The organism is Brevundimonas sp. LF-1 (assembly GCF_037055305.1).
Taxonomy (GTDB): domain Bacteria; phylum Pseudomonadota; class Alphaproteobacteria; order Caulobacterales; family Caulobacteraceae; genus Brevundimonas; species Brevundimonas sanguinis.
The window spans coordinates 144,918-169,103 of the sequence record NZ_CP146349.1; the positions used below are offsets into that span (position 1 = coordinate 144,918).

Annotated in this window: 18 protein-coding genes and 4 pseudogenes; 7 read left to right on the forward strand and 15 right to left on the reverse strand. The window is 69.8% G+C overall.

The window, feature by feature from the left end; translation table 11 throughout:
* The first annotated feature begins 74 nt into the window (after positions 1-74).
* Positions 75-2,221: pseudogene (locus V8F63_RS00780) on the forward strand (amylo-alpha-1,6-glucosidase).
* A gap of 219 nt (positions 2,222-2,440) precedes the next feature.
* Here V8F63_RS00780 and mutY read toward each other — a convergent pair.
* Positions 2,441-3,462 (reverse strand): annotated as a pseudogene (gene mutY / locus V8F63_RS00785) (A/G-specific adenine glycosylase).
* Between the two features lie 21 nt (positions 3,463-3,483).
* Between mutY and V8F63_RS00790 the strand changes: the two are divergent.
* The 5 genes from V8F63_RS00790 to smc all read left to right on the forward strand — a co-directional run bounded on the left by V8F63_RS00790 (position 3,484) and on the right by smc (position 9,522).
* Positions 3,484-3,948, forward strand: a complete 465-nt coding sequence (locus V8F63_RS00790) for a DciA family protein (RefSeq protein ID WP_392354208.1) — start codon at positions 3,484-3,486, stop codon at positions 3,946-3,948.
* 196 nt (positions 3,949-4,144) lie between these two features.
* Positions 4,145-4,780: a thioredoxin domain-containing protein gene (locus tag V8F63_RS00795; RefSeq protein ID WP_392354209.1), complete on the forward strand. Its 636-nt coding sequence runs from the start codon at positions 4,145-4,147 to the stop codon at positions 4,778-4,780.
* A 24-nt stretch (positions 4,781-4,804) separates the two neighbouring features.
* Positions 4,805-5,407: a DsbA family protein gene (locus V8F63_RS00800; RefSeq protein WP_134581459.1), complete on the forward strand. Its 603-nt coding sequence runs from the start codon at positions 4,805-4,807 to the stop codon at positions 5,405-5,407.
* An 8-nt stretch (positions 5,408-5,415) separates the two neighbouring features.
* Positions 5,416-6,057 carry a thioredoxin domain-containing protein gene (locus V8F63_RS00805; protein WP_392354210.1) on the forward strand — a complete coding sequence of 214 codons (642 nt, stop codon included), beginning with the start codon at positions 5,416-5,418 and terminating at the stop codon, positions 6,055-6,057.
* A 24-nt stretch (positions 6,058-6,081) separates the two neighbouring features.
* Positions 6,082-9,522: a chromosome segregation protein SMC gene (gene smc / locus V8F63_RS00810; protein WP_392354211.1), complete on the forward strand. Its 3,441-nt coding sequence runs from the start codon at positions 6,082-6,084 to the stop codon at positions 9,520-9,522.
* A gap of 139 nt (positions 9,523-9,661) precedes the next feature.
* On the opposite strand, the gene V8F63_RS00815 is transcribed toward smc, so the two are convergent.
* Together V8F63_RS00815 and V8F63_RS00820 are read right to left on the reverse strand one after the other, a co-directional pair.
* On the reverse strand, positions 9,662-9,805 hold the full coding sequence (locus V8F63_RS00815) for a hypothetical protein (RefSeq protein ID WP_392354212.1): 144 nt from the start codon (positions 9,803-9,805) through the stop codon (positions 9,662-9,664).
* A 56-nt stretch (positions 9,806-9,861) separates the two neighbouring features.
* A pseudogene (locus V8F63_RS00820) lies at positions 9,862-10,521 on the reverse strand (WecB/TagA/CpsF family glycosyltransferase); the annotation flags it as partial.
* A gap of 85 nt (positions 10,522-10,606) precedes the next feature.
* On the opposite strand from V8F63_RS00820, the gene V8F63_RS00825 reads away from it, so the two are divergent.
* Positions 10,607-11,053 (forward strand): hypothetical protein, encoded by a 447-nt coding sequence (locus V8F63_RS00825; RefSeq protein ID WP_392354213.1) that lies wholly within the window; start codon positions 10,607-10,609, stop codon positions 11,051-11,053.
* Between the two features lie 16 nt (positions 11,054-11,069).
* Here V8F63_RS00825 and V8F63_RS00830 read toward each other — a convergent pair whose 3' ends face one another.
* The 12 genes and pseudogenes from V8F63_RS00830 to V8F63_RS00885 form a co-directional block, all read right to left on the reverse strand.
* A complete protein-coding gene (locus tag V8F63_RS00830; protein ID WP_392354214.1) occupies positions 11,070-11,387 on the reverse strand; it encodes a hypothetical protein in 318 nt (105 codons plus the stop codon).
* Between the two features lie 5 nt (positions 11,388-11,392).
* Positions 11,393-12,196, reverse strand: a complete 804-nt coding sequence (locus V8F63_RS00835) for a mechanosensitive ion channel family protein (RefSeq protein ID WP_392354215.1) — start codon at positions 12,194-12,196, stop codon at positions 11,393-11,395.
* 170 nt (positions 12,197-12,366) lie between these two features.
* On the reverse strand, positions 12,367-13,452 hold the full coding sequence (gene murG / locus V8F63_RS00840) for an undecaprenyldiphospho-muramoylpentapeptide beta-N-acetylglucosaminyltransferase (RefSeq protein WP_392354216.1): 1,086 nt from the start codon (positions 13,450-13,452) through the stop codon (positions 12,367-12,369).
* Between the two features lie 13 nt (positions 13,453-13,465).
* Positions 13,466-14,647 (reverse strand): putative lipid II flippase FtsW, encoded by a 1,182-nt coding sequence (gene ftsW / locus V8F63_RS00845; RefSeq protein WP_025976219.1) that lies wholly within the window; start codon positions 14,645-14,647, stop codon positions 13,466-13,468.
* On the reverse strand, positions 14,644-16,041 hold the full coding sequence (murD, locus tag V8F63_RS00850; RefSeq protein ID WP_392354217.1) for a UDP-N-acetylmuramoyl-L-alanine--D-glutamate ligase: 1,398 nt from the start codon (positions 16,039-16,041) through the stop codon (positions 14,644-14,646). The genes ftsW and murD overlap by 4 nt, the downstream gene beginning before the upstream one ends.
* Before the next feature lie 4 nt (positions 16,042-16,045).
* Complete coding sequence (gene mraY, locus V8F63_RS00855; protein ID WP_025977769.1) at positions 16,046-17,155, reverse strand: phospho-N-acetylmuramoyl-pentapeptide-transferase; 1,110 nt, start codon at positions 17,153-17,155, stop codon at positions 16,046-16,048.
* A 12-nt stretch (positions 17,156-17,167) separates the two neighbouring features.
* Positions 17,168-18,610 carry a UDP-N-acetylmuramoyl-tripeptide--D-alanyl-D-alanine ligase gene (gene murF / locus V8F63_RS00860; protein WP_392354218.1) on the reverse strand — a complete coding sequence of 481 codons (1,443 nt, stop codon included), beginning with the start codon at positions 18,608-18,610 and terminating at the stop codon, positions 17,168-17,170.
* A complete protein-coding gene (locus V8F63_RS00865) occupies positions 18,603-20,072 on the reverse strand; it encodes a UDP-N-acetylmuramoyl-L-alanyl-D-glutamate--2,6-diaminopimelate ligase (RefSeq protein WP_392354219.1) in 1,470 nt (489 codons plus the stop codon). Before V8F63_RS00865 ends, murF begins: the two co-directional genes overlap by 8 nt.
* Positions 20,069-21,822: pseudogene (locus V8F63_RS00870) on the reverse strand (penicillin-binding protein 2). Before V8F63_RS00870 ends, V8F63_RS00865 begins: the two are co-directional and overlap by 4 nt.
* Positions 21,823-21,842: 20 nt before the next feature.
* Positions 21,843-22,238, reverse strand: coding sequence for a cell division protein (locus V8F63_RS00875; RefSeq protein ID WP_303683276.1), 396 nt, complete (start codon positions 22,236-22,238; stop codon positions 21,843-21,845).
* Complete coding sequence (gene rsmH, locus V8F63_RS00880; RefSeq protein WP_392354220.1) at positions 22,235-23,209, reverse strand: 16S rRNA (cytosine(1402)-N(4))-methyltransferase RsmH; 975 nt, start codon at positions 23,207-23,209, stop codon at positions 22,235-22,237. The genes V8F63_RS00875 and rsmH overlap by 4 nt, the downstream gene beginning before the upstream one ends.
* Positions 23,206-23,694: a division/cell wall cluster transcriptional repressor MraZ gene (locus V8F63_RS00885; protein WP_392354221.1), complete on the reverse strand. Its 489-nt coding sequence runs from the start codon at positions 23,692-23,694 to the stop codon at positions 23,206-23,208. The genes rsmH and V8F63_RS00885 overlap by 4 nt, the downstream gene beginning before the upstream one ends.
* Between the last annotated feature and the right edge of the window lie 492 nt (positions 23,695-24,186).

The window sequence follows — 24,186 nt, forward strand, 5'->3', positions numbered from 1 at the left end:
GTCTGAACTGAACCCCGTTCCCGACCGTTCGCCTATCAGCTGCGCAGGGGAGCCAGCCGCAAGCGGAGACGCTGATGGACGACGCCTATTCGACCCAGGTCACGGCCGCCGACACCAACGATCAGGACGGCCTTGAGACCTTGATGGCCCTCAAGGACGGCGACACCTTCCTGGTGGCCGATCACTGGGGAGATGTGAAGGCGGGCGCCGACGGCCTGTTCGACAAGGATACCCGGCTGCTGTCGCGCTTTGCCCTGACCGTCGGGCGGGCGCGGCCGTCCCGCCTCAGCTCGGGCGTGACCAAGGACAATGTCTTCTTCACCTGCCACTCCACCAATCGGCCTTTGCCGCCGATGGGCGGGCGATCAGCGCCGGCGGGCGTGCTGCATCTGGAACGACGGCGCTTCATCTGGGACCGGCGGCTGTTCGAACGGGTGCGGATGGTCAACCACGGCGTCGAGGACATCCTGCTGCCGCTGACGTTCGAATTTGACGCCGACTTCGCGGACATCTTCCAGGTGCGCGGCACGGTGCGGCCCCAGCAGGGCGAAATCCATCCGCCGGTGATCGACGGGCGGCGCGTGACCTTCAGCTACACCGGCCTGGACGGGGTGAAGCGCACCAGCTGCCTGGCCTTTTCCGAGCCGCCCGCCCGCCTCAGCGCCACGCGCGCCGAGTTCATGTTCAGCCTGCCGCGCGGCCGCAGCCTGGACCTGTTCGTCGAATGCGGCCTGGACGCCTGCGACCAGCCGGACGAGGAGCGCTGGCGCTGGCACTCCATCCTGGCGCGGCTGGCCATGCGGCGGCGACTGCGGCGCGGCGCCATCGTCGAGGGCGGACGCAACCAGGGCTTCAACGACTGGCTGCGGCAGTCGCGCGCCGATATCGCCCTGCTGGTCACCGACCTGCCGACCGGCCCCTATCCCTATGCGGGGACGCCGTGGTTCTCGACCCCTTCGGGCGCGACGGCATCATCACCGCCTGGCAGATGCTGTGGATCGACCCCGGCCTGGCCAAGGGGGTGCTGACCTATCTGGCCTCGCGTCAGGCGACCGAGACCAACGCCTTCATGGACTCCGCCCCCGGCAAGATCATGCACGAGACGCGCGGCGGCGAGATGAGCGTGCTGGGAGAGGTGCCGTTCGGCCTCTACTATGGCGGGGTCGACACCACCTGCCTGTTTATCGCCCTGGCCGGCGCCTACGCCAAGCGCACCAACGATTATGAGACGATCCGCGCCCTGTGGCCCAATCTGATCGCGGCCGCGGGCTGGATGAAGGACTATGGCGACAGCAACGGCGACGGTCTGATCGACTACGCCCGCGCGGCCGACACCGGGCTGTCGAACCAAGGCTGGAAGGATTCCGAGGACTCCATCTTCCACGCCGACGGCCGCTTTCCCAAGGGACCGATCGCCCTGCTGGAAGTCCAGGGCTACGCCTTCGCCGCCTGGAAGGCGCTGGCCGAAATGGGCGCCGTCCTGGGCGACGGCCGCGCCGACGAATGGGCGAGCCGCGCCGAGACGCTGCGCGCCCTGGTCGAGGAGCGCTACTGGATGGAGGACGAGGGCTTCTACGCCATCGCCCTGGACGGCGACGGCGAGCAGTGCCGCGCCATCGGCTCCAACGCCGGGCACCTGCTGTTCACGGGACTGCCTTCGCATGAGCGGGCGCGTCGGGTGACGCGGCGGATGCTGACGGCCGAGTTCCGCTCAGGCTGGGGCCTGCGGACCCTGGCCAAGGGGCAGGCCCGCTTCAACCCGATGAGCTATCATAACGGCTCGGTCTGGCCGCACGACACGGCCCTGGCGGCAGCCGGCATGGCCCGTTACGGCGAGCGGCATGCGGTGGCCATGCTGCTGGGCGAGATCTATGGCTCGGCCGCCCATTTCCAGATGCGCCTGCCCGAACTGTTCTGCGGCTTCGTGCGCGAAACGGGCGAGCCGCCGATCGCCTATCCGGTCGCCTGCCTGCCGCAGGCCTGGGCGGCCGGGTCGGTCTTCCTGATGATGCAGGCGGTGCTGGGCCTGAACATCGACGCCGCGGAGGGTCTGGTCGAGGTCAACAATCCCGCCCTGCCCGCCGGGCTCGATCGACTGTCGATCACCCGGCTGAAGGTCGGCGACGGCGTGATCGACCTGCACTTCCAGCGCCTGAACGGCCATGTGGTGGTCATGCCGCGCGAACGCAGCGGGACGGTGAATCTGAGAGCGACGGGTTAAGGCCTGGATCCGCTTTTCCTTCTCCCCGTGTGGGAGAAGGTGGGCGCCGCAAGGCGCTCGGATGAGGGGTGTCGGCGCTAGGCTTGAACTTTGTGACTTCGGCAGGTGTGCAGCTAGACGCCGGAGCGGACACACCCCTCATCCGTCTCGCTGCGCGAGCCACCTTCTCCCACAAGGGGAGAAGGGTTGGTTGCGTCGACGGCTCTGCGCCTCAAACCCTCAAGCAGATCCAAGCCCCCGCTCCAGCGCCTTCCTGAACACGGTCGGCAGGGCTTTGGCCGCCTCGTCCGCCGGGGTCCATGAGAAATCGCCCTCGCCCGTCGCCACATGCACCTCCAGCGTCAGGCTGAAGTGGGTGAAGACATGCTCGATCGATCCAGCTGCGCGCCAGTCCGCATCGACCGGCGGGGCGAACGCCGGCGTCGCGCTCCAGTCCGAGGTCGGCAGGCCGGCCATCCCGCCCAGCAGACCCTTGTCCGGCCGCCGGACCAGTGCGACCCGTCCCGCACCATCCGTCAGCACATAGGCGTGGCCGCGCCGATGAGGCCGCTCGGCCTTCTTCGTCTTCAACGGATAGCGCTCGGGCGTTCCCGTCTTCAGCGCCTCGCAGCCAAAGGCGAGCGGACACTGATCGCACAGCGGCGACCGGGGCCGACAGACGCCCGAGCCCAGGTCCATCAGCGCCTGCGCCCAGTCGCCCGGCCGGTGCTCGTCCACGAACAGGGCCGCCAGCCGCCGCAGTTCGGGCCGCGCGGCGGGCAAGGGCGTCTCCAGCGCGAACAGGCGGCTCATCACCCGCTCGACATTGCCGTCGACGACGTTGGCGGGCTGATCGAAGGCGATAGCGGCCACGGCGGCGGCGGTATAGGCGCCCACCCCGGCAGGGCCAGAAGCTCGGCCTCGGTCCGCGGAAAGACGCCGCCGTGTTCGGCCGTCACGGCGCGGGCGCAGGCCAGAAGGTTTCGCGCCCGGGCGTAGTAGCCCAGCCCCGCCCAGGCGGCCATCAGCTCGGCGTCCTCGACGGCCGCCAGGTCGGCCACCGTCGGCCAGCGGGTGGTGAAGCGCTCGAAATAGGGCGCGGCGTGCGGGACTGTCGTCTGCTGCAGCATCACCTCGGACAGCCAGACGCGATAGGGGTCGGTCTTCGCCTGCGCCCCCGGCGGCGCGCGCCACGGCAGGCTGCGCGCATGGGCGTCGTACCAATCGAGCAGGGCGGCGCGGAGAGAGGGGACGTCGGTCATCGCTCAGGTTATATAGGACGAATGCGTCGTCCCCTGCCCACCGAAAGCGAAGCCCGCGAAATCCTGGCTCGGCGCCGGACGCGCCCGGCCTTGCGACCGCCGCCTCCGGCAGGCCGGTCGCTGGCGCCGCTGATCAAGAAGCTGGACGCCCAGTTCGGGCGCGGCGCCTCGGCCCTGGAGCCGCGCTGGGTCGAGATCGTGGGCGAGCGGCTGGCCCGCGTCACCCGCCCGCAGAAGCTGACCAAGGGGCGCGGCAACGCCGGCGGCACGCTGGAGCTGCGCGTCGCCGGGCCCGCCGCCCTGCTGGTCCAGCACCAGTCGGCGGACATCATCCAGCGGGTGAACCTGTTTCTGGGGGCGGGCTCGGTCGAAAAACTGCGCATCGCCCAAGGCCCGGTGAAGCCCTTGCCAGCCTCTGGCGCCAAGCCCCGTCCGCGGGGCCGCGCCGTCCTGCCCCCCTGCCCGCCGCGATGGAAGCGGAACTGAACGCCTCGGTCGAGGCGGCCCCCGACGGGCTGAAGGCGGCGCTGGGAAAGCTGGGCCGCGCCGTGCTGTCGCAGCCTCCGCGCGAAGAGTGACGTTGACAAATCCTCGCTGCCAGCGTTCTCGACATGCAGACGTTTTCGCTCGCGCGCGAGAATCGCGCGACGGTTCCGCCTCTCATTTCTGACAAGGACCTCCAATGGCCCCGACCTTCAAATACGCCGCCATGAGCCGCCGCGCCGCCCTGTCCGCCGCCGCCCTGGCCTCGATGGCCGTGCTGGCCGGGTGTTCGGGCGGCGGCGCAGGCGGCGAAGTCGCAGGCGACATGGCGCAGGGCGCGCCCGAAGGCGCCAAGGTCACCGTGGTGGAGTACGCCTCGATCACCTGCGGCCACTGCGCCGTCTGGAATGAGGAAGTCTATCCCGAGTTCAAGAAGAAATACGTCGACAACAAGAAGGTTCGCTTCGTCTTCCGCGAATTCCCGACGCCGCCGCAGGACATCGCCGTCGCCGGCTTCCTGATCGCTCGCTGCGCTGGTCCCGACAAGTATTTCGACGTCGTTCACGACATCATGGCCAGCCAGAAGGAATGGCTGGCGGGCGTGGCGCCGCGCACCACCCTGTTCCGCGCCGGCCAGGCGGCGGGCCTCAGCGAGCAGCAGATCAACGACTGCATCCGCGACAAGGCCGCCATCGAAGCCATGGAGAAACGCATTCAGGCCGGTATCAGCGCCGGCGTGAACGGCACGCCCTACTTCACCGTCAACGGCGTGAACGTGGCCGACAGTTCCCTGTCCGGCCTGTCCGAAGCCATCGACGCGGCGCTGGCGAAGTAAACGTCCAAACGGAGGGGGGCGGACATGATGAAGCGTTCAACGGTCGTCGGCATGGCGGTCATGGCCCTGATCCTGTCCGCCTGCGGCCAGGGCGGCGGCGGCAGGGCGGCGGCCGAGGGCGACATGGCGATCGGCGCCGCCGAGGGCGCCAAGGTCACGGTGGTCGAATACGCCTCGACCACCTGCGCCGGGTGCGCCGCCTGGAACGAGCAGGTCTGGCCTGATTTCAAGGCCAAATACGTCGACACCCAAAAGGTCCGCTTCGTCTTCCGCGAATTCCCGACGCACCCTCAGGACGTGGCCGTCGCGGGATTTCTGATCGCCCGCTGCGCCGGTGAGGACAAATATTTCGAGGTGATCGACCATCTGATGCGGTCACAGGCCGAAATGCACGGCGGCGCCGCCCCGCGCGACGTCCTGCTGCGCACAGCGCAGGCCGCCGGGCTCAGCGAGGCGCAGTTCAAGACCTGCACCTCGGACAAGGCCGCCATCGCCGCCTTGGAACAGCGGATCGGGCAGGCCTCGGCGGCGGGCGTGACCGGCACCCCGACCTTCATGGTCAACGGCCAGATCGTGAACGACAAATCGCTGGCAGGCCTGTCAGCCCACATCGATCCCCTGCTATAAAGCGCCTCATGACCCGTCGCATCCTGACCCTTATTTCGGCTTTGGCGATTGTCGGCCTGAGCGCCGCTCCGGCCGCCGCACTGGACCTGGTCCGCAAGTCCGCCGCATCCTCAAGCTCAGCTCCGACGGCAGTCCCGGCCGTGACGGCGGCGGACCGCATCATGGGCCGCGCCGACGCCCCCGTGACGGTGATCGAATACGCTTCCTTCACCTGCAATCACTGCGCCGACTGGACCAATGAGGTCCTGCCCCAATTCAAGGCTCGCTATATCGACACCGGCAAGGTTCGGCTGGTGTTCCGCGACATGCCGACGGCCCCGGCCCAGATCGCCTCGACGGCGGCGGGCATCGGGCGATGCGCCGCGCCGGGCCGCTTTTTCGACGTGGCCCGCGCCTTCATGAGCGGTCAGGCCGCCGCCTTCGAAAAGGGCGACGCGCGCGACTGGTTCGCGGCCGCCATCGCCGCCAGCGGCCGCACTCAGGAGCAGATCGAGGCTTGCCTCAAGGACCCCGCCGTCGGCCAGGCCCTGCAGGCCGAGGTCGAGGGCGCCGTGGCCGCCGGCGTGACCGGGACCCCTCCTTCTTCGTCAACGGCAAGCGGATCGAAGACCATTCGCTTCAGGCCCTGTCGGCGGCCATCGACCCGTTGATCCGGGCGCGCTGATCGCGACGCGATGCAGTTCCAGCGCCTCCGGCTCGTCGGCTTCAAATCCTTCGTCGACCCGGCCGAGGTGCACATCGAGGCCGGTCTGACCGGCATCGTCGGGCCGAACGGCTGCGGCAAGTCGAACGTTCTGGAGAGCCTGCGCTGGGTCATGGGCGCCAACTCGGCCAAGGCCATGCGCGGCCAGGGCATGGAGGACGTGATCTTCGCGGGCGCTGCGGGTCGTCCGCCGCGCAACCACGCCGAAGTCCAGCTGACCATCGACAACGCCAGCAAGCGCGCGCCCCAGCCCTTCACCGACAGCCCGATGCTGGAGGTCTCGCGCCGGATCGAGCGCGGGCGCGGCTCGACCTATCGCATCAACGGCAAGGAGGTGCGGGCGCGCGACGTGCAGCTGCTGTTCGCCGACGCCTCGACCGGCGCCAACAGCCCGGCCCTGGTGCGCCAGGGCCAGATCAGCGAACTGATCGCCGCCAAGCCCCAGAACCGCCGCCGCATCCTTGAAGAGGCCGGGGGCGTGGCGGGCCTGCACACCCGGCGCCATGAGGCGGAGCTGCGGCTGCGGGCGGCCGAGACCAACCTCGACCGGCTGGACGACATCGGCAAGGAGCTGGAGTCAACACTGAACCGGCTGAAGCGCGAGGCGCGTCAGGCCGAGAAATACAAGAAGATCTCGGCCGAGATCCGCGCCCTGCAGGCGGCCCTGCTCTACGTCCGCTGGACAGACGCCAAGGCGGCGGCCGAGACGGCGGCGGCCGAACTGCGCGAGGCCGACCGGCTGGTGGCCGAAACGACCACGGCGGCGGCGGCGGCCCAGACGGCGGCGCTGAACGCTCAGGAAGGCCTGAAGCCTGCGCGCGAGGAAGACGCGGTGGCCACCGCCCTGCTGAACCGCGCCATCATCGAGCGCGACCGGCTCGACATGGCCGAACAGGCCGCGCGTGCCGAGGTCGACCGCCTGAAGGCCGAGGTCGCCCGCATCGAGGCCGACCGCGCGCGCGAGGACGGCATGGCCGCCGACGCCGGGCGCGAACTGGAACGGCTGGACCGCGAGCTGGAGAAGCTGAAGGCCGAGATCGCCGCCGCCCCCGAGCGCGGCCCCGAACTGGAACGCGCCCTGCTGGAAGCCGAAGACGCGCGCAAGGCCGCCGACGCCGAGGTCGAACGGCTGGCCGGGACGCTGGCCGCCGTCGAAGCCCGCGCCAACGCCGAAAGCGCGAGGAAGCGCGACGCCGAGGCCCGGCTGGCGCGGGTGAAAGCCCAGCACGAACAGGCCCGCCGCGAACGCGAGGCCCTCGGCCCGCTGGAGACGCCCGAGATCGAAACGGCCAAGGCCGCGCTGGAAACCGCCCAGACCGAACTGGCCGCCGCGCGCGAGGCCGTCGAGGCCGCTGAGGCGAACCGCAGCGACATCGCCCGCGCCGAGCAGGAGGCGCGCACGGCCGCCCGCGCCGCCGAGGACCAGCTGGGCCGTCTGCAGACCGAGGCGCGCGGACTGGCGCAACTGCTGGTCACGGGCAAGCGCGAGCACCCTCCGGCGCTGGATCAGGTGTCGGCGGCCAAGGGGTATGAGGCCGCGCTGGCGGCGGCGCTGGGCGATGATCTGGACGCGGCGCTGGACGCACGCGCGCCGGCGCACTGGGCGGGCGCCGAGGCGGCGCCGCCGCACTGGCCGCAAGAGGTTGAGCCCCTGTCCGCCCACGTGACGGCGCCGGATCAGCTGGCGGCGCGTTTGGCTTTCTGCGGCGTGGCCCCGCGAGAGCGGATCGCCGAACTGGCCCGCGCCCTGCCGCGCGGCGCGCGCCTGACGACGGTTGAGGGCGACCTCTATCGCTGGGACGGCTTCGTCAGCCGCGCCGAGGCGCCGCGCCCCGCCGCGGTGCGTCTGGCCCAACGCACCCGCCTGTCGGAACTGGAAGCCGAGATCGACCTCGGCAGGCCGGCTCTGGAGACGGCGCAAGCCGCGCTGAAGGCGGCGGGCGAAGCCTTCCGCGCCGCCGAGGAAGAGGTGAAGGCCGCGCGCCTGCGCCCCTTCACGCTGGACAAACAGGTCGTCTCCGCCCGCGACCGGCTGGAATCCCTGATGCGCGATCAAGCCCGCAAGGAGGCCCGCGCCCAATCGCTGGACGAGACGGTCGCCCGGCTGAACGGCGAGGTGCAGGAGGCCGAGGCCGCCTTCGCCGAGGCCAGTTCGGTGGAGTCGTCTTCCGATGTCGTCGTCGGCCTGCGTCAGGAGCTGACCGAGGCGCGCGGCGGGGCCGAACGCGCCCGGCTGGCGGCGCAGGCCGCCCGTTCGACCCGCGACGAGGAAGCCCGCGACCGCGCCATACGCGAACAGCGGCTGGGCAGTCTGACCCGCGCCCGCGAAGGCTGGGTCACGCGATCCAGCGACAGCGCCGCCCGCCTCAAGACGCTGGAGCGCGATGCGGAGAAGGCGCAAAGCTCCCTGACGAAGGCCGAAGCCGCGCCCGCCGGTTTCGCCGAGCAGCGCAACGCCCTGATGGACGCCCTGGCCGAGGCCGAAAAGCGCAAGCAGGCGGCGACCGACGCCGTCGCGACCGCGGAGGCCGGCGCGCAGGAGGCCGACCGCGCCGCCCGCGCGGCCGAAACCGCCGCCTCTCAGGCCCGCGAAAGCCGGGCGGGCCTGTCCGCCCGCGCCGAGGCGGCCGCCGAAAAGCTGGCCGAGAGCGCGGCCAACATCCGCGAGACGGCGCAGATGTCGCCCGAGGAACTGGGCCGGAAGCTGACCGACGACGCCATCGCCCGCCCGCCCGACGCGGCGGGTGCCGAAAGCCTGCTCTATGGTCTGGAGCGCGAGCGCGAGGCGCTGGGCGCCGTCAACCTGCGCGCGGAGGAAGAGGCGGCCGAATACGGCGACCGGCTCAGCGCCATGAAGACCGAGCGCATCGACCTGACGCAGGCGATCGCCAAGCTGCGTGACGGCATCGACGAACTGAACGCCGAGGGGCGCGAGCGGCTGATCGCCGCCTTCGACGTCATCAACACCAACTTCAAGACCCTCTTCGAGGCGCTGTTCGGCGGCGGTCAGGCCGAGCTGAAGCTGGTCGAGAGCGACGATCCGCTGGAGGCGGGGCTGGAAATCTACGCCTGCCCGCCCGGCAAGCGGCTGTCGGTCATGAGCCTGATGAGCGGCGGCGAACAGGCCCTGACGGCGGCGGCGCTGATCTTCGGCGTCTTCCTGGCCAATCCGGCGCCGGTTTGCGTGCTGGACGAGGTCGACGCGCCGTTGGACGACGCCAACGTCGACCGCTTCTGCCGGATGCTGCACGAGATGCGCAGCCGCACCGACACCCGCTTCATCGTCATCACCCACAACCCCGTCACCATGAGCCGGATGGATCGCCTCTACGGCGTCACCATGCCCGAACGCGGCATGAGCCAGTTGGTCAGCGTCGACCTGCAACAGGCCGAGGAGATCGTCACGGCGTAGAGGTCGCCTCTCCTCCCCATGTCATGGGGAGGTGGATCGGCGGCGCAGCCGCCGAGACGGAGGGGCCGCTTGGTTCCGCTGTCGCAGAGCCCCTCCACCGCTACGCGGTCCCCCTCCCCATTTCATGGGGAGGAAAAGCTCAGCGTTTTCGGCGCCGCATGGCCGCGCGTACGTCGGCCAGCGCCGGCCCGATCAGGAACCAGGGCTCGATGCAGTAGCGTGCAAACAGCCGCTTGGGATCGGCGAACAGGCGGAACAGCCATTCGACGCCCAGCCGCCCCATCCAGCGGGGGCGGCCTTCTGCACCCCGGCCTCATAGTCGAAGGCGGCGCCGACCGGCAGGATCGGGACCGCCGGCAGCGAAGCCAGATTGTCCGCGATCCACAGTTCCTGACGCGGCATCCCCATGCCGACGAACAGCACGTGGGGGGCGAAGTCCCTGATCGCCGCCAGGACCGCGGTATTGCCCAAGGACCCCGGCGTAGCGTCGAAATAGCCGCTTAGCCCCTTTACCGTCGCGCGCGGATAGCGGGCCGTCAGGCGCCGCGCCGCCTCTTCCGCCACGCCGTCGGCGCCGCCGACATAGAGGACGCGCCAGCCCTTGCGGTCGGCCAGGCTCCAGAAATGATCGCGCCAGTCCAGATAGGTGCAGCGGTGCTGCGGCCGCGCCGGATAGCCCAGCAGACGGGCGAAATGGATCAGAGGCGTGGAGTCCAGCTCGATCAGATCGGCCGCCTCGTACAGACGCCGCATCCCCGGCGTGCGCCGGATCAGATAGAGACTGTGCAGATTGTGGTTGGCGACGATGGACTGCACGCCCGCGTCCACGCTGCGCTCCAGATGCAGCAGCACCTCTTCGGGGCGGACCAGATCGACCGGCTCGCCCAGCAGGGTGATCCGCTCGTCTGGCCGGCGCGTCTGGCGAAATGGCGCGCGCGGCCGCCGACGTCGGTCCGGCGGCGGGCCGGAGGGGTCAAAACCGGGCGGCGCGTAATACATGACGGCTGTCTAGCCTGGCCGTTTCAACATCGGGTATGCGGACAGGGTTAATCCAAACCGAACACCGGCGCACCTCGGAGCCAGCATGCTGACCATCGCCCCGCCGCCGCCGGCCGTCGAAGCCGCGCCGCCCCCGCTGTTGGCCTTTGCCAGCGGCAACCGGTTCGCCGTCTTCGCCGATCTGGCGTCGATCATGCCGCAGCCCGACGAGGGCGCCAATGTCGTGCGGATGCGATCGCTGCAGATCAGCCGCGAGGACATGCTGATCGGCGGCGTCGCCTATGTCGGCGGCTGGTCGTGGTGGCGATTCGACTGCGCCGCCTGGACGGCCGACCGGCTGGACTTCGCGTCGCTGCGCGCAGATGGGACCGAAGGCCCTGTCACGCCCGAGAATGCGCCGCCGGCCCCGATCACGCCGGGTCAGGACGCCTCGGCGCTGGCCGCTGCGGCGTGCGGAAAGGCTGTTCCGGCGGTGGAGGCGACCTCCACGGACGCGGCGGTGTGGATCGGCCGCGCCCGGCTAGCCCCCTAAGATCGCTTCTTGATCGTCAGGGCGTTTCCGGCTTCAGGCGCAGGCCGCCGCGTTCCTCGCGGTCCAGGTCGACGCGGTCGCGCGGCAGGGCCTCGCGGCATTCGTCGCGCATGAAGGCCAGCATCTTCTCGCGCACCTCGGCCCGCAGATCGAAGGCGACCGAGGCGTTGCGCGCGCTGGTCAGGCAGCGGACCTGGGCCGTGCGTTCGGTGATGTCGGTGACCTGCAGGGCCACGACGTCGCCATCCCAGTGCGGCGAGCCGTGGGCGATCTGCTCCAGCTTCACCCGCAGACGTTCGATCGGGGCCTCGTAGTCGACGTAGAGGAAGACCACGCCGATCAGGCGCGATCCTCGCGCGTCCAGTTCTGGAACGGCTTCTGGATGAAGTAGGTCAGCGGCAGCACCATGCGCCGCCAGTCCCACAGCTTGACCACCACATAGGTCGAGGTGATTTCCTCGACCCGGCCCCACTCGCCCTCGACGATGACGGCGTCGTCCAGGCGGATCGGCTGGGCGGTGGCGATCTGGATGCCCGCGATCAGATTGGTCAGGAAGGGCTGCAGCGCCAGACCGGCGACGATGCCGACCACGCCCGCCGAGGCCAGCAGCGACAGGCCCCACTGCTTGACGCCTGGAATGGTCAGCAGCGCCAGCCCCAGGGTGATCAGGCCGATCAATATGGCGGCGACCCGCTGCAGGATGCGCGTCTGCGTGACGTGCTTGCGGGCGTAGAGGTTGTCCTCTGCCTCCATGTTGAACTTCTTCAGGTGGACGATGGCGCCCATGTCCACCGCGCCGGCCAGCATCCACCCGGACACCAGGATGAAGCAGAACAGCAGGGTCCGGCGGATGAACAGCGACGGTTCGGGCGCCAGGGGCGACACCGTGACCGCCAGCGCCAGGGCGATGATCATCACCGCCAGCCGCACCTTCAGCCGGGCGCGCTTCAGCATCCCCTTCCAGAAGGCGTCGCGGTTGCGCACCGCCAGCCTCAACAGGGCGAACACCACCTGGTTGGCGGCCCAGCCGATGAAGACGAAGACGACCGTGATGATCGAGATCACCGCCCACTTGGGCAGCCAGTGAAACTGACGCCAGAGGGCGAAGACGGTGTTGGTCAGGTCGAGCACGAACTGGGGCATGGCTAGACCATAGCCCTTCTCCCCGCCGGGGGAGAAGGTGGCTCGCGCAGCGAGACGGTTGAGGGGGACGCCAAATGACGCAAACCCCCATCAACCCGTCTCGATGAGGGAAGCGCCCCCTCATCCGAGCGGCTTCGCCGCCCACCTTCTCCCCGGCGGGGAGAAGGGTCTTATCGAGCCGCCTGCTCCACCAGATCGGCCAGCCGTTGCGCGGCGTCGGGGATGGCGACCGAACGAGCCGCCGCCGACATGGCCGCCAGCGCCGCAGGATCGGACAGGATGGCGGTCAGGGCGGTCGTCAGCGTCTCGACGGTCAGGTCGTCCTCGGCGATCACCTTCGCGGCGCCCGCCTCGGCTAGAGCCCGCGCGTTCAGCGTCTGGTGGTCGTCCATCGCGATCTTCAGCGGGATCAGGACCGACGGCAGTGCCGCCACCGCCAGCTCCGAACAGGTCGAGGCGCCCGCCCGTCCGATCACCAGATGCGCCTTGGACAGCCGGTCGGCCATGTCGCGGAAGAAGGGGGCGACCTCGGCCTCGATCCCGGCGTCGAGGTAGATCTGGCGCGCGGCCTCCAGCGTCTCGGGCCGCGATTGCTGCTGCACCTTCAGCCGGTTGCGGATGGCCTCGGGCAGGGCCGCCAGCGCGCGCGGCGTGGTCTCGGACAGGATGCGGGCGCCCTGACTGCCGCCTGTCACCAGCACATGGATCGGCCCACCCTCGACCGGGGCGGCATAGGCCCGGTCGAACAGGGCGCGGATGTCCGGCCGCACCGGATTGCCGACCAGCTGGACGCGGTCCTTCAGCTTGTCCGGCGCCCGGCCCAGCGTCGGAAAGGCCGCCGCGATCACGCCCACGCTGGGCGCCAGATAGCGATTGGTGCGGCCCAGCACCGCGTTCTGCTCATGGATCACGGTCGGGCGGCGCGTCGTCACCGCCGCCAGCAGGGCCGGCGCCGACGGATAGCCTCCGAAGCCCACGACAACGTCCGCGCCGGTGCGCTGGAACGCGGCCTTGGCCTGGCCGACGCCCTTCATGATGGCCAGACCGGCCTTCATCAGGCCGATGGGCCCGGAGCCGGTCGCCGCGTCCAGCGCCAGGCGTTCTTCGGCCGGAAAGGCGTGGGCGTACTGCTCGCCGCGTTTGTCGGTGGCCAGCACCACGCGCCAGCCGCGCGCCGCCATCTCGCGGGCCAGGGCCTCTGCGGGGAACATATGGCCGCCGGTGCCCCCGGCGGCGACGACGCAGACCTTGATCATGAGCGATACTCTCTTACGGCAGCAGGCGACGGCGCGGGGCGACGTTCGAGCCGAGTTCATAGGCGCCCGGACGGCGCCGGGTCAGGGCGAGCGCAAACCCCATGGTCAGCCCCATGGCCATCATGGACGAGCCGCCATAGCTGATGAAGGGCAGCGTCATGCCCTTGGTCGGGATCAGGTTCAGGTTCACCGCCACATTGATGCAGGCCTGAAGCCCGATCAGCATGAACAGCCCCGCCGCCGCCGTCTGCTCAAACGAGTCGTTCAGCTTCATCGCCTTGCGCATCCCGCGAATGACGATGAAGGCGTAGAGGCCGATCATGATCAAGGACAGCACCAGGCCGAACTCTTCGGCGCCGACAGAATAGATGAAGTCGGTGTGCAGGTCAGGCACGTGGCGCTTCATCACGCCCTCGCCGATGCCGCGCCCGATCAGTCCCCCGTTGCGGATGGCCTCGGAGGCGCGGTCGATCTGGTGGGTGTCGGTCGTCTCGGGCGACAGGAAGCGGCTGAGACGGTCGCGCATGTGGCCGAACATGAAATACAGCGACACCACCCCGCCCGCTCCCATGGCGGCGATGACGGCGACCCACTTCAGCGGCACCCCGGCCATGAAGAAGACGGCCATGAAGGTGGTGGTGACCAGCAGCGTCTGGCCGATGTCCGGCTGGATCAGCAACAGGCCGACCGTCAGCGCCCACAGGCCGAAGGCGATGCTGACGCCCGGCACGCCCTCGCCCTTCTGGGCCTCGGCGAACATCCAGGCGGCGAAGACGATCAGGCCCGGCTTGGCGAACTCCGACGGCTGCAGGCTGAACGGCCCCAGATTGATCCAGCGCGCCGCGCCCTTCACCGTGTCGCCGACGATCGGCAGGGCGGCCATGACCAGGATGGAGCAGATCAGGGCCAGCACCGCGATCCTCCGCACGCCGCGCGGCGACAGCAGCGACGCGCCCAGCATCACGAACAGTCCCATGGTCGAGAAGACCATCATCCGCCACGAGTAGTGGAAAGGATCGGTGATGGATTCATCCGCCCCGATCGCCGCCGGGCTGGAGGCGAAACTCAGCGCCACGCCCAGCGCCATCAACGTCAGCGCCGCGCCCAGCAGGCCGCGATCCACCGTCCAGAACCAGCGCGCCACCATGCTCTGGTCGTTGCGCGAGAAGGGATGGCTGTAGCTGTTGTGGGTCATGCGGCAGGCTCCGGCCGTGCGCCCAGTCCCAGGACGGCGGCGCGGAACGCCTCGCCCCTGACCTCGAAATCGGGAAACTGATCGAAGCTGGCGCAGGCGGGCGACAGCAGGACGACCTGCTCGCCCTCGGCTGCAGCGGCGTCGGCGGCGGCCAGTTCGACGGCGCGCTCCATCGTCTGGGCGACGACGTGCGGGGTGTCGGCCAGGGTCACGGCGAAGGCGTCCGCCGCCTCCCCGATCAGATAGACCTTGGTTACGCACGGGAAGAGGTCGCGCAAGCTGTCGATCCCGCCCTCCTTGGCCTTGCCACCCGCAATCCAGAAGACGGACGGGTAGGAGGCCAGCGCCTGCCGCGCCGCATCCGCATTCGTGGCCTTGGAATCGTTGATGAAGCGCACGGAGCCCAGCCGCCCGACGGCCTCCATCCGGTGCGATAGGCCGGGGAAGGTCAGCAGGCCCTCGACCGCCGCCTCATGCGACACGCCCAGCGCTCGCGCGGTCGCATAGGCGAAGGCGGCGTTCTGGGCGTTGTGACGACCGGGAAGCGAGCGGGCGGCGGTCAGGTCAGCCAGCACTTCGCCGCCCGCCATCAACACGCCCGCGGCCGCCGAAAACCCTTCTCCCCTCGGGGGAGAAGGAACGGACACGACCGTCTCAACCCGCCGCCCCTGCGCTTGCAGGCCCGCCGCGATCTTCTGGCCCCACTCCTCGTCCACGCCGACCAGCGCCAGAGCCTCAGCGCCCTGCGCCTGGAAGATGCGGCGCTTGGCGGCGACATAGCCTTCCATCCCGCCGTGGCGGTCCAGATGGTCCGGCGATACATTGGTCAGGATCGCCACGTCCGGCGCAAAGCCCGTCGTCAGGTCCAACTGATAGGACGACACCTCGATCACATAGACCGCATCCGCCGTCGGCTCCGGCAGAGCCAGAACCCCGATGCCGATGTTGCCGCCGATGTGGACGCGGAGGCCCGCCTGCTTCAGCACCCAGCCGATCAGGGCCGTGGTCGTCGACTTGCCGTTGGTGCCGGTGATGGCGACCACGCGCGGCCGATCCCCCGGCGGCAGGGCGGCCAGCGCCCGCGCGAACAGCTCCACATCGCCGATGACCGGCACGCCCGCCTCATGGGCGCGCTCGACAGTCCAGTGCGGCTTGGGATGGGTCAGCGGCGCGCCCGGCGACAGCACCAGGGCGGCGAACCCGGACCAGTCGGCGCGGGTCAGATCCTCGACCAGGAAGCCTTCGGCCTCGGCCTGCATGCGGCCCGAGACGCCGTCGTCCCACAGCACGGGGACGGCCCCGCCCGCCTGCAGCGCGCGCGCCGCCGTGATCCCCGACCGCCCCAGGCCGAAGACCGCAACGCGACGCCCCTCGAAGCCGGGAACGGGGATCATCGGCTCAACGCAGCTTCAGCGTGGCCAGACCGGCCAGGGCCAGCATGGCGGCGACGATCCAGAAGCGGATCACCACGGTGGATTCCGGCCAGCCCATCTTCTCGAAATGGTGGTGGATCGGCGCCATCAGGAAGATGCGCTTTCCGGTCAGCTTGAAGTAGCCGACCTGGATCATGACCGAGGCCGCCTCCACCACGAACAGGCCGCCGACGATGCCAAGCACCAGCTCGTGCTTGGTCGCCACGGCCATCGAGCCCAGAGCGCCGCCCAGGGCCAGCGAGCCGGTGTCGCCCATGAAAATCTTGGCCGGCGGGGCGTTGTACCACAGGAAGCCCATGCCCCCGCCGATGATGGCGGCGCAGAAGATGGCCAGCTCGCCCGCGCCGGGCACATGGTGGACCTGCAGATAATCGGCGAACAGGAAGTTGCCGACCAAGTATGAGATGATGCCGAAAGCGCCCGCCGCCATCATCACCGGCACGATGGCCAGGCCGTCCAGACCGTCCGTCAGGTTCACCGCGTTCGAGAAGCCGATGATGGTGAAGGCCGCAAAGGCCACATAGAACCAACCGATGTTCAGCAGCACCGCCTTCAGGAAGGGGAAGGCGATCGAGGTCTCAAGCCCCGGCGAGGTCGGCGACTGGGTCATCCACAACACCGTCAGCACGCCGGCGATCACCGCCACGACCGCCTGGGCCGCCAGCTTCTGCTTGGACGTCAGCCCGGCCGAGGTCTGTTTCGTCACCTTGGCGTAGTCGTCGATGAAGCCCAGCACGCCGAACGCCGCCGTCACGCCCGAGACGATCCAGATGTAGGGATTGGTCAGGTCGCCCCACAGGAAGACCGCCACGCCGATGCCCGCCAGGATCATCAGACCGCCCATCGTGGGCGTGCCGACCTTGGACAGGTGCGAGACGGGGCCGTCGTCGCGGATCGGCTGGCCGCGGCCCTGCTTGGCGCGGATCCAGTTGATGAAGCGGCTGCCCATGGCGACCGCCACGATCATGGCCGTGGCCATGGCCAGGGCCACGCGCACCGTCTGATACTGGATCAGGTGCAGCAGCGGATATTCCTGGGCGATGTCCGCGTAATAGAGATAGAGCAGATAGAACATTCTTGGGTGACCCTATCGCGTCGCGCGCGGCGCGCCGCTGCTTGAGGGGTTGTTGCCTTGTTCGGTCACGCCGAGATTTGCAAGCGCGGCCGCGACCAGCGAGGCCTTTGATCCGTTCGAGCCCTTGACCATGACGACGTCGCCCGGCCGGACCAGGCTGGCGGCCTCGGCGGCCAGCTCGGCGGCGGTCTCGCGCCACTGCCCGCGCAGCGACGGCGGCAGCGCCTCATGCAGCAGGCGCATCTGCGGCCCGGCCGTATGCACCAGGTCTAGCCCAGCCGCGGCGATGGCGGGGGCCAGGCCTTCGTGCAGGGCGCGGCTGTGCTCGCCCAGCTCCAGCATGTCGCTCAGCACGACGACGCGGCGCCCGCCCGGCCCGACCGGCTTGGCGCCCAGGCTGACGAAGCCCGCCTTCATCGACAGCGGATTGGCGTTGTAGCTCTCGTCGATCAGGGTGAAGGCGCCGCCCGGGATGGCGACCGTCTTCATCTGCCCCCTGCCCGCCAGCGGCCGGAAGCCCGCCAGCGCCTGCAAGGCCGTCTCCAGCGACACGTCCAGCGCCCGCAGCATCAGGATGACGCACAGGCTGTTCAGCCCCCAGTGCACGCCCGACTGGGCGAGGCGATATTCGATGCGCTGTCCGTCCAGTTCAGCCGTAACGGTCGCGCCTTCGCTGTCGGCGACGAAGTCCAGCAGACGCGCGTTGCAACCCGCTTCATGGCCGAAGGTCCGCACCACGGCCCCGGCCTTTCCCGCGCCCTGACGCACGATGTCGGCGTGGGCGTCGGCGGCGTTGACCACGGCGATGCCGCCCGGCGCCAGCCCCTCGAAGATGGCGGCCTTTTCGCGCGCCACGCCCGCCTCGCCGTCGGCGAAGGCCTCGATATGCACCGGCCCGACCGTGGTGACGCAGGCGGCATGAGGCTGAACAAGCTGCGACAGCGGCCCGATCTCGCCCGGGTGGTTCATGCCGATCTCGAACACGGCGCGATCCGTGCCCTGCGGCATCCGCGCTAGCGTCAGCGGCACGCCGATGTGGTTGTTGTAGCTCTTGATCGAGGCGTGGCTGGACCCCGCCAGATCAAGGCCCGCCTTGATCGCCTGGGTCACGCTGGTCTTGCCGACGCTGCCGGTGACGGCCCCGCGCAGGCGGGCGCGATCGCGCGCGGCGACGCCCAGCGCCTCCAGCCCCTTCAGGGTGTCGGGAACCAGGACGTACGGTCCGCCCTCGACCAGCCGGTCGACCAGCGCGACCGTCGCCCCCGCCGCAAAGGCGGCCTCGGCGAACTCATGCCCGTCGCGGGCGCCGTGCAGGGCCAGGAACAGGTCGCCCGGCTGGATCTCGCGGCTGTTGTAGGTCAGGCCCGAGACAGGAACATCGGGTCCGTGAAGTTGGCCGCCGGTCGCCGAGGCGATCGCTTCGGCGGTCCAGAGCGGCGTGTGAGCGTCAGGCATGATCTTTCAGGGCTTCGGTCGCTTCGGCGGCGTCGTCGAAGGGGTGCACGACCCCGCCGACGATCTGACCCTGTTCATGCCCTTTTCCGGCGATCACGACCACATCTCCTTCGCGCATCAGGGATATGGCGTGGCGGATGGCCTCGCGGCGGTCGCCGACTTCCAGCGCGTCCGGGCAGCCGGCGCGCACCTGAGCGCGGATGGCGGCGGGGTCCTCCGAGCGCGGGTTGTCGTCGGTGACGATAGCCACGTCGGCCAGACGCCCGGCGATCTCGCCCATCAGCGGACGCTTGGCCCGATCCCGGTCGCCGCCCGCGCCGAAGACGACGATCAGGCGGCCCGTCGCGTGCGGACGAAGCGCGTTCAGCACCGTCTCCAGCCCGTCGGGCGTGTGGGCGTAGTCGACATAGACCTCGCCCCCGCGCGCGCCGCCCGGGATGCGTTGCAGGCGGCCCTGCGCGCCCTGAATCAGCTCCAGCGCCGGGATCACCTGGTCGGGATCCTCGCCGCCCGCGATGCACAGGCCCGCCGCCACCAGGGCGTTCGACGCCTGGAAGGCGCCCGCGAGAGGCAGCAGAATGTCATGCACCCGGCCGCGCGCGTCGATGCTCAGGCGCTGGCCTTCCGGCGTCGCCCGGCGCGCCAGCAGGGTCAGGTCACGCCCGCGCTCGCCCACGCCCATCACGCCCAGCCCGGCCATGATCGAGGCCGAGGCGAAAGCCGAATAGGCGTCGGAATCCGCATTCAGGACCGCCGTGCGCCCGCGCGGCAGCAGGGCCTCGAACAGGCGCAGCTTGGCGGCGCGGTACTCGTCCATCGTGCCGTGATAGTCGAGGTGGTCCTGGGTCAGATTGGTGAAGCCCGCGGCCTTGATCGCCACCCCGTCCAGGCGCCGCTGGTCGATGCCGTGGGACGAGGCTTCGAGCGCCAGGTGCGTCACCTCCTTGCGGGCCAGCTCGGCCAGCAGACGCGCGGCCTCGGCGGCGTCGGGGCTGGTCAGGCCGGGGCCGGTCAGGGCGTAGGTCTTGTCGCCCTTCTGGCCGACGACGCCCAGGGTGCCCATGCTGGCCGACTTCAGGCCCAGGCCGGCCCAGATCTGGCGGCAGAAGTTGGCGACCGAGGTCTTGCCGTTGGTGCCGGTGATCGCGACGCAGGTGCGCGGCTGGGCGCCGTAGAAGGCGCGCGCGGCGATAGCGTAGGCCCGGTGCACGTCGCCCGATCCGACCAGGACCGGCGCCGCGCCCGCAGGCGTGTCCGACGGCGCCAGCACTGCGGCGGCGCCTTTCGCCAAGGCTTGCGGAATGAAGGCGCGGCCGTCGGCCTGCGTCCCCGGCAAGGCGACGAACAGGGCGCCAGGCACGACCTGACGGCTGTCGGCGGTGACGGCGGTGATCTCCGGGTCGGAAGCCACATCGCGGCGCAGCAGTTCGGAGAGACGCAAGTGGGCGCTGGGAAGGCTCATCGGCCGTCGCCCTCCACGTCCTGGAACTCGGGGATCTTTTCGCCCAGCGCGGTGGACCAGCGGTCGGCCTTGCGCTCGACGCCCAGGAAGCCGGCGATCCGGTTGGCGATGCGGCCCACGGCGGGCGCGGCGACGTAGCCGCCGGTGCGCGGATAGACGCCCGGCTCATCCATCAGGACGAAGACGGTGTAGCGCTTGGCGTCGACCGGGCCGTCGGCGGGGAAGACCCCGGCGAAGGAGCCGACGGCCACCGCCGGATTATAGCGGCCGTTGACCAGCTTATTGGCCGAACCCGTCTTGCCGCCCATGCGCAGGCCCGGCGCATCGGCGAACCGGCCCGAACCGCGCGTGACGTTGCGGCGCATCAGGTCCAGCATGACGGCCGAGGTCTCGGGCGAGACGACCTGATGCGTCTGAGCGTTCGGACGGCCGCCCTTGCGCAGGGTCGGCGCCACATAGCGCCCGCCGTTGCTCAGCGCGCCATAGGCCGCCACATACTGGATCGGCGTGACCATGACGCCATAGCCGAAGGACAGCGACGCCAGGGTGCTGTCGTCCCACTTGCGCACCTTGGGCGGGGCGGCTGATTCCTTCAGTTCGATCGGAGCCGCGTCCAGCAGGCCCAGACGGCGGAAATAGTCGCGCATCACATCGCCGCCCATCTCGACCGCCAGTCGCGAGGTGCCGATGTTGGACGAATGCAGATAGACCTCCTCCAGCGTCAGCACCTTGTTGGTGGCGTGGAAGTCGGTGATGCGGCGCTTGCCGATCTGCAGGGCCTGAGAGGCGTCGAACAGGGTGTTCATGTCGGCCCGGCCGGTGTCGATCCCGGCGGCGACGGTGAAGCTCTTGAACACCGAACCCATCTCATAGTGGGCCGAGACGACGCGGTTCAGCGTGGCCTCTTCCGGCGCGGCGTTGCGGCGGTTGGCGTCATAGGTCGGCCACGAGGCCATCGCCAGGATCTCGCCCGTCTGCACGTCGGCGACGACGGCGACGGCGCCCTTGACCTTGTGTTCCTCAGCGGCGATCGCCAGCTCGTTCTCGACCACGCCCTGAACCCGCAGGTCGATCGACAGGGGAAGTCCTCGCCCGCGACGCCCGCCGCGCGGATTTCCTGGTTGAAGGCCAGTTCGGCGCCCGCGACGCCCTCGCCGCCCGTATCCGAACGACCGATCAGATGCACGGCCGAGCTGCCCAGCGGATAGACGCGGCGGTCTTCGGGCTCGAACGTCACTCCGCCCAGCGCCAGCGCATGGACCGCGCGGCGCTCCGACGGCGTCAGGCCGGTCAGCACGATCAGGCGGCGCTCGCCGCTCATCACCTTGTCCAGGCGCTTGGCCGGGATACGCGGCAAGGCGCGGCGCAGCTGCGCCTTGGCGGCCGGAATGTCCCAGACCTCACGCGGGTCGATATAGAGGCCGTAGTGGGTGATGTTGGTCGCCAGCAACTGGCCGTTGCGATCCACCAGATCGGCCCGCGTCAGGGCGCCGGGATGAAAGCCCGCCCCCGTCCCTCGCGCCGGCGCCAGCAACGCAGCGTGCGCCGCGCCCAAGGCCAGGCAGGCGAAAACGGCGCAGAAGGCCGCCATGATCAGGAAGATGCGGACGCGGGTGTCTTCTTCGGGCCGGGCGTCGGCGCGGGCGCGCTCGAACGAGTGCTCCAGGTTCCACACCAGGGAGGCGACCCAGCGCCCCCAGGCCGACACCGCGCCGCCGAAGGTCGCCTGCGGACGACCGCGATAGCCCATGCCGTGATGGTCATGCACGCTCATTGCACGGCCTCCGCAGCGGCGGCGGGCGCGGCAGGCGCCTGTTCGGCGGGCTTCTCAGCCGGCGGCGGCGCGATTTCGGGCAGGGTCGCCTCGCCCGCCTGCTTCTTCACATCGACCGGGCCCAGTCCGATCTCGCGCGACAGGGCCTCCAGCCGCGCGGGCTGCTCCAGGCGCGTGACCTCGGCGCGCAGCAGGCGGACCCGCTGGCGGTTTTCCCGAATGTCGCGCTCGATGCGGCTGATCTCGGCGCTTTCGCGGGCGGCGGCCGCCTTGGCGATATAGACCGAGAAGACCAGGGCCAGGACGCAGGCCACGCCGATGATCTCGACGCAGCGCACGCCGCGCACCTTCCACTCGAACAAACGTTGGACCGGGGCGGGCACGGCGATCATGCGCCCCTCCCCGTCGCCGCGCCCCAGGCCGGCGCGTGCGTCCGCACGGCGGCGCGGATCTTGGCCGAGCGGGCGCGGGGGTTGGCGGCCAGTTCGGCCTCGCCCGCCTCGCGCGCGCCCTTGAACAGCAGGTCGAAGCTGGGCTTGCGCGTCTCCACCGCGACCGGCGCATGGCGCGAGCCGCCCGGCGCATTGCCGGTGCGCTCGGTCAGGAAGGCTTTGACTATGCGGTCTTCCAGCGAATGGAAGGTGACGACAACCAGCCGCCCGCCCGGCGCCAGCGTCGCCTCGGCCGCCTCCAGCCCGCGCTCCAGCTCGCCCAGCTCATCGTTGACGGCGATGCGCAGGGCCTGAAACACGCGGGTGGCCGGATGGATGGCGGCGCCGCGACGCCCGCCCAGGGCCTTCTCAACCACCTCGGCCAGATCGAGCGTGCGGGTGAAGGGCTGCTCGACCCGGCGACGCAGGATGGCGGTCGCCACCCGGCCCGACTGACGCTCGTCGCCGTACAGCTTGAAGATATGGGCCAGCGGCCCGTGATCCCAGGTGTTGACGATGTCGGCGGCGGTTTCGCCCCCATGGTCGGAATTGGCGGACATCCGCATGTCCAGCGGCCCGTCGCGCATGAAGGAAAAGCCGCGCTCGGCCTGATCCAGCTGCATGGACGAGACGCCGATATCGAAGACGGCGCCGTCCAGCTTCGCCTTGCCGCTTTCCTCGAACGCCTCGGCCAGCCCCGAGAACGGCGTGCGGATCAGTTGGAAGCGATCCGGGAAATCGCGCGCCACGGCCTCGGCGAAAGGCTGCACCGTCGGGTCGCGATCCAGCGCCACGACCTCGGCCCCGCGCTCGAGGACGGCGCGGGTGTAGCCGCCGGCTCCGAAGGTGGCGTCGATGATGACATCGCCCGGCTTGGGATCGAGCGCCTCGATCACTTCGGCCAGCAGGACGGGGGCGTGCGGAGAGGTCATGCCGCCCCTCCGGCCTTGGCGGCCATCACCTGACCTTGGGCTTGGCGACGCATCTCGCCGAACTGCTTGAGGCCCTCGCGCGCCATGCGGCGCTGCTCGGCGCGGTGCGCGGCCCACTTGTCCTTGTTCCAGATCTGGAAGCGTTCGCCGACGCCGTAGATGACGACCGTGTCGGTCAGGTCGACCTCGGCGCAAAGATGTTCCGGCAGGGTGATGCGGCCGCCCGAGTCATAGGCCAGCGGCTTCTGCTCGCCGAAGATCGAGGCCTCCAGCGCCGAACGGTAGGGATCGCCGAAGGGCAGGCTTTCGATCACCGCGCGATACTCAGCGAACAGCTTGTCGCCGCCCGCTTCCAGGCAATCGGCTTCGATGGAGGGAAAGCAGAAGACGCCGTGTTCAGCGCCGTTCTCGGCCGTGCGGAATTCCTGAGGGATCAGGAGACGGCGCTTGCCGTCCAGCTGCTTCTCGTAGGTCGAGAGAAACACGCCCTGCCCTATCGAACCCTGCGGCTCGTCCCTGAAGTCCGTTGATGAAAGCCCACGCGTCGGGCGTTCGGCCCCTACTCATGAGCGATTGGGATAGCATGGGACACAATGGGTCTCAATGGGATTAGTTGACACCCTTTAACCTAATTTGCGGTTCGCCGGGCCTCGCAAAGACTGTAAAATCAGAACATACATGGAACAAAGTGAGTATTCACAGCCTGTGGACGGGTTCTAAGGCCTTAATTTCAACGGAATAGTTAATGGCAAAGCCGATGCCGCCGACCCGCGCTCGTCTCCACACCGTCATCCTCGGGCTTGACCCGAGGATTGAGCGGCCCGCGCGTTCCCGCCCTCCGACGACGCGCAGACGGACGGCCGGATCCTCGGGTCAAGCCCGAGGATGACGGCGTCAAAAAGAGCGACTGCCCTCCAGCAGCGCGAACGCGCGGTAGGGCGAATATCAGCCCTCAAGCAGGCCGAACGGCCCTTAGG

Bases quoted from the DNA above. Each gene is read 5' to 3' on its own strand.
- rsmH (WP_392354220.1), bottom strand. From the start codon at position 23,209: ATGACCTCTCCGCACGCCCCCGTCCTGCTGGCCGAAGTGATCGAGGCG.
- mraY (WP_025977769.1), bottom strand. From the start codon at position 17,155: ATGTTCTATCTGCTCTATCTCTATTACGCGGACATCGCCCAGGAATAT.
- V8F63_RS00865 (WP_392354219.1), bottom strand. From the start codon at position 20,072: ATGAGCCTTCCCAGCGCCCACTTGCGTCTCTCCGAACTGCTGCGCCGC.
- V8F63_RS00795 (WP_392354209.1), top strand. From the start codon at position 4,145: ATGGCCCCGACCTTCAAATACGCCGCCATGAGCCGCCGCGCCGCCCTG.
- ftsW (WP_025976219.1), bottom strand. From the start codon at position 14,647: ATGACCCACAACAGCTACAGCCATCCCTTCTCGCGCAACGACCAGAGC.
- V8F63_RS00815 (WP_392354212.1), bottom strand. From the start codon at position 9,805: ATGGGGCGGCTGGGCGTCGAATGGCTGTTCCGCCTGTTCGCCGATCCC.
- V8F63_RS00800 (WP_134581459.1), top strand. From the start codon at position 4,805: ATGATGAAGCGTTCAACGGTCGTCGGCATGGCGGTCATGGCCCTGATC.
- V8F63_RS00790 (WP_392354208.1), top strand. From the start codon at position 3,484: ATGCGTCGTCCCCTGCCCACCGAAAGCGAAGCCCGCGAAATCCTGGCT.
- murF (WP_392354218.1), bottom strand. From the start codon at position 18,610: ATGCCTGACGCTCACACGCCGCTCTGGACCGCCGAAGCGATCGCCTCG.
- murG (WP_392354216.1), bottom strand. From the start codon at position 13,452: ATGATCAAGGTCTGCGTCGTCGCCGCCGGGGGCACCGGCGGCCATATG.
- V8F63_RS00805 (WP_392354210.1), top strand. From the start codon at position 5,416: ATGACCCGTCGCATCCTGACCCTTATTTCGGCTTTGGCGATTGTCGGC.
- murD (WP_392354217.1), bottom strand. From the start codon at position 16,041: ATGATCCCCGTTCCCGGCTTCGAGGGGCGTCGCGTTGCGGTCTTCGGC.
- V8F63_RS00825 (WP_392354213.1), top strand. From the start codon at position 10,607: ATGCTGACCATCGCCCCGCCGCCGCCGGCCGTCGAAGCCGCGCCGCCC.
- V8F63_RS00835 (WP_392354215.1), bottom strand. From the start codon at position 12,196: ATGCCCCAGTTCGTGCTCGACCTGACCAACACCGTCTTCGCCCTCTGG.
- V8F63_RS00875 (WP_303683276.1), bottom strand. From the start codon at position 22,238: ATGATCGCCGTGCCCGCCCCGGTCCAACGTTTGTTCGAGTGGAAGGTG.
- smc (WP_392354211.1), top strand. From the start codon at position 6,082: ATGCAGTTCCAGCGCCTCCGGCTCGTCGGCTTCAAATCCTTCGTCGAC.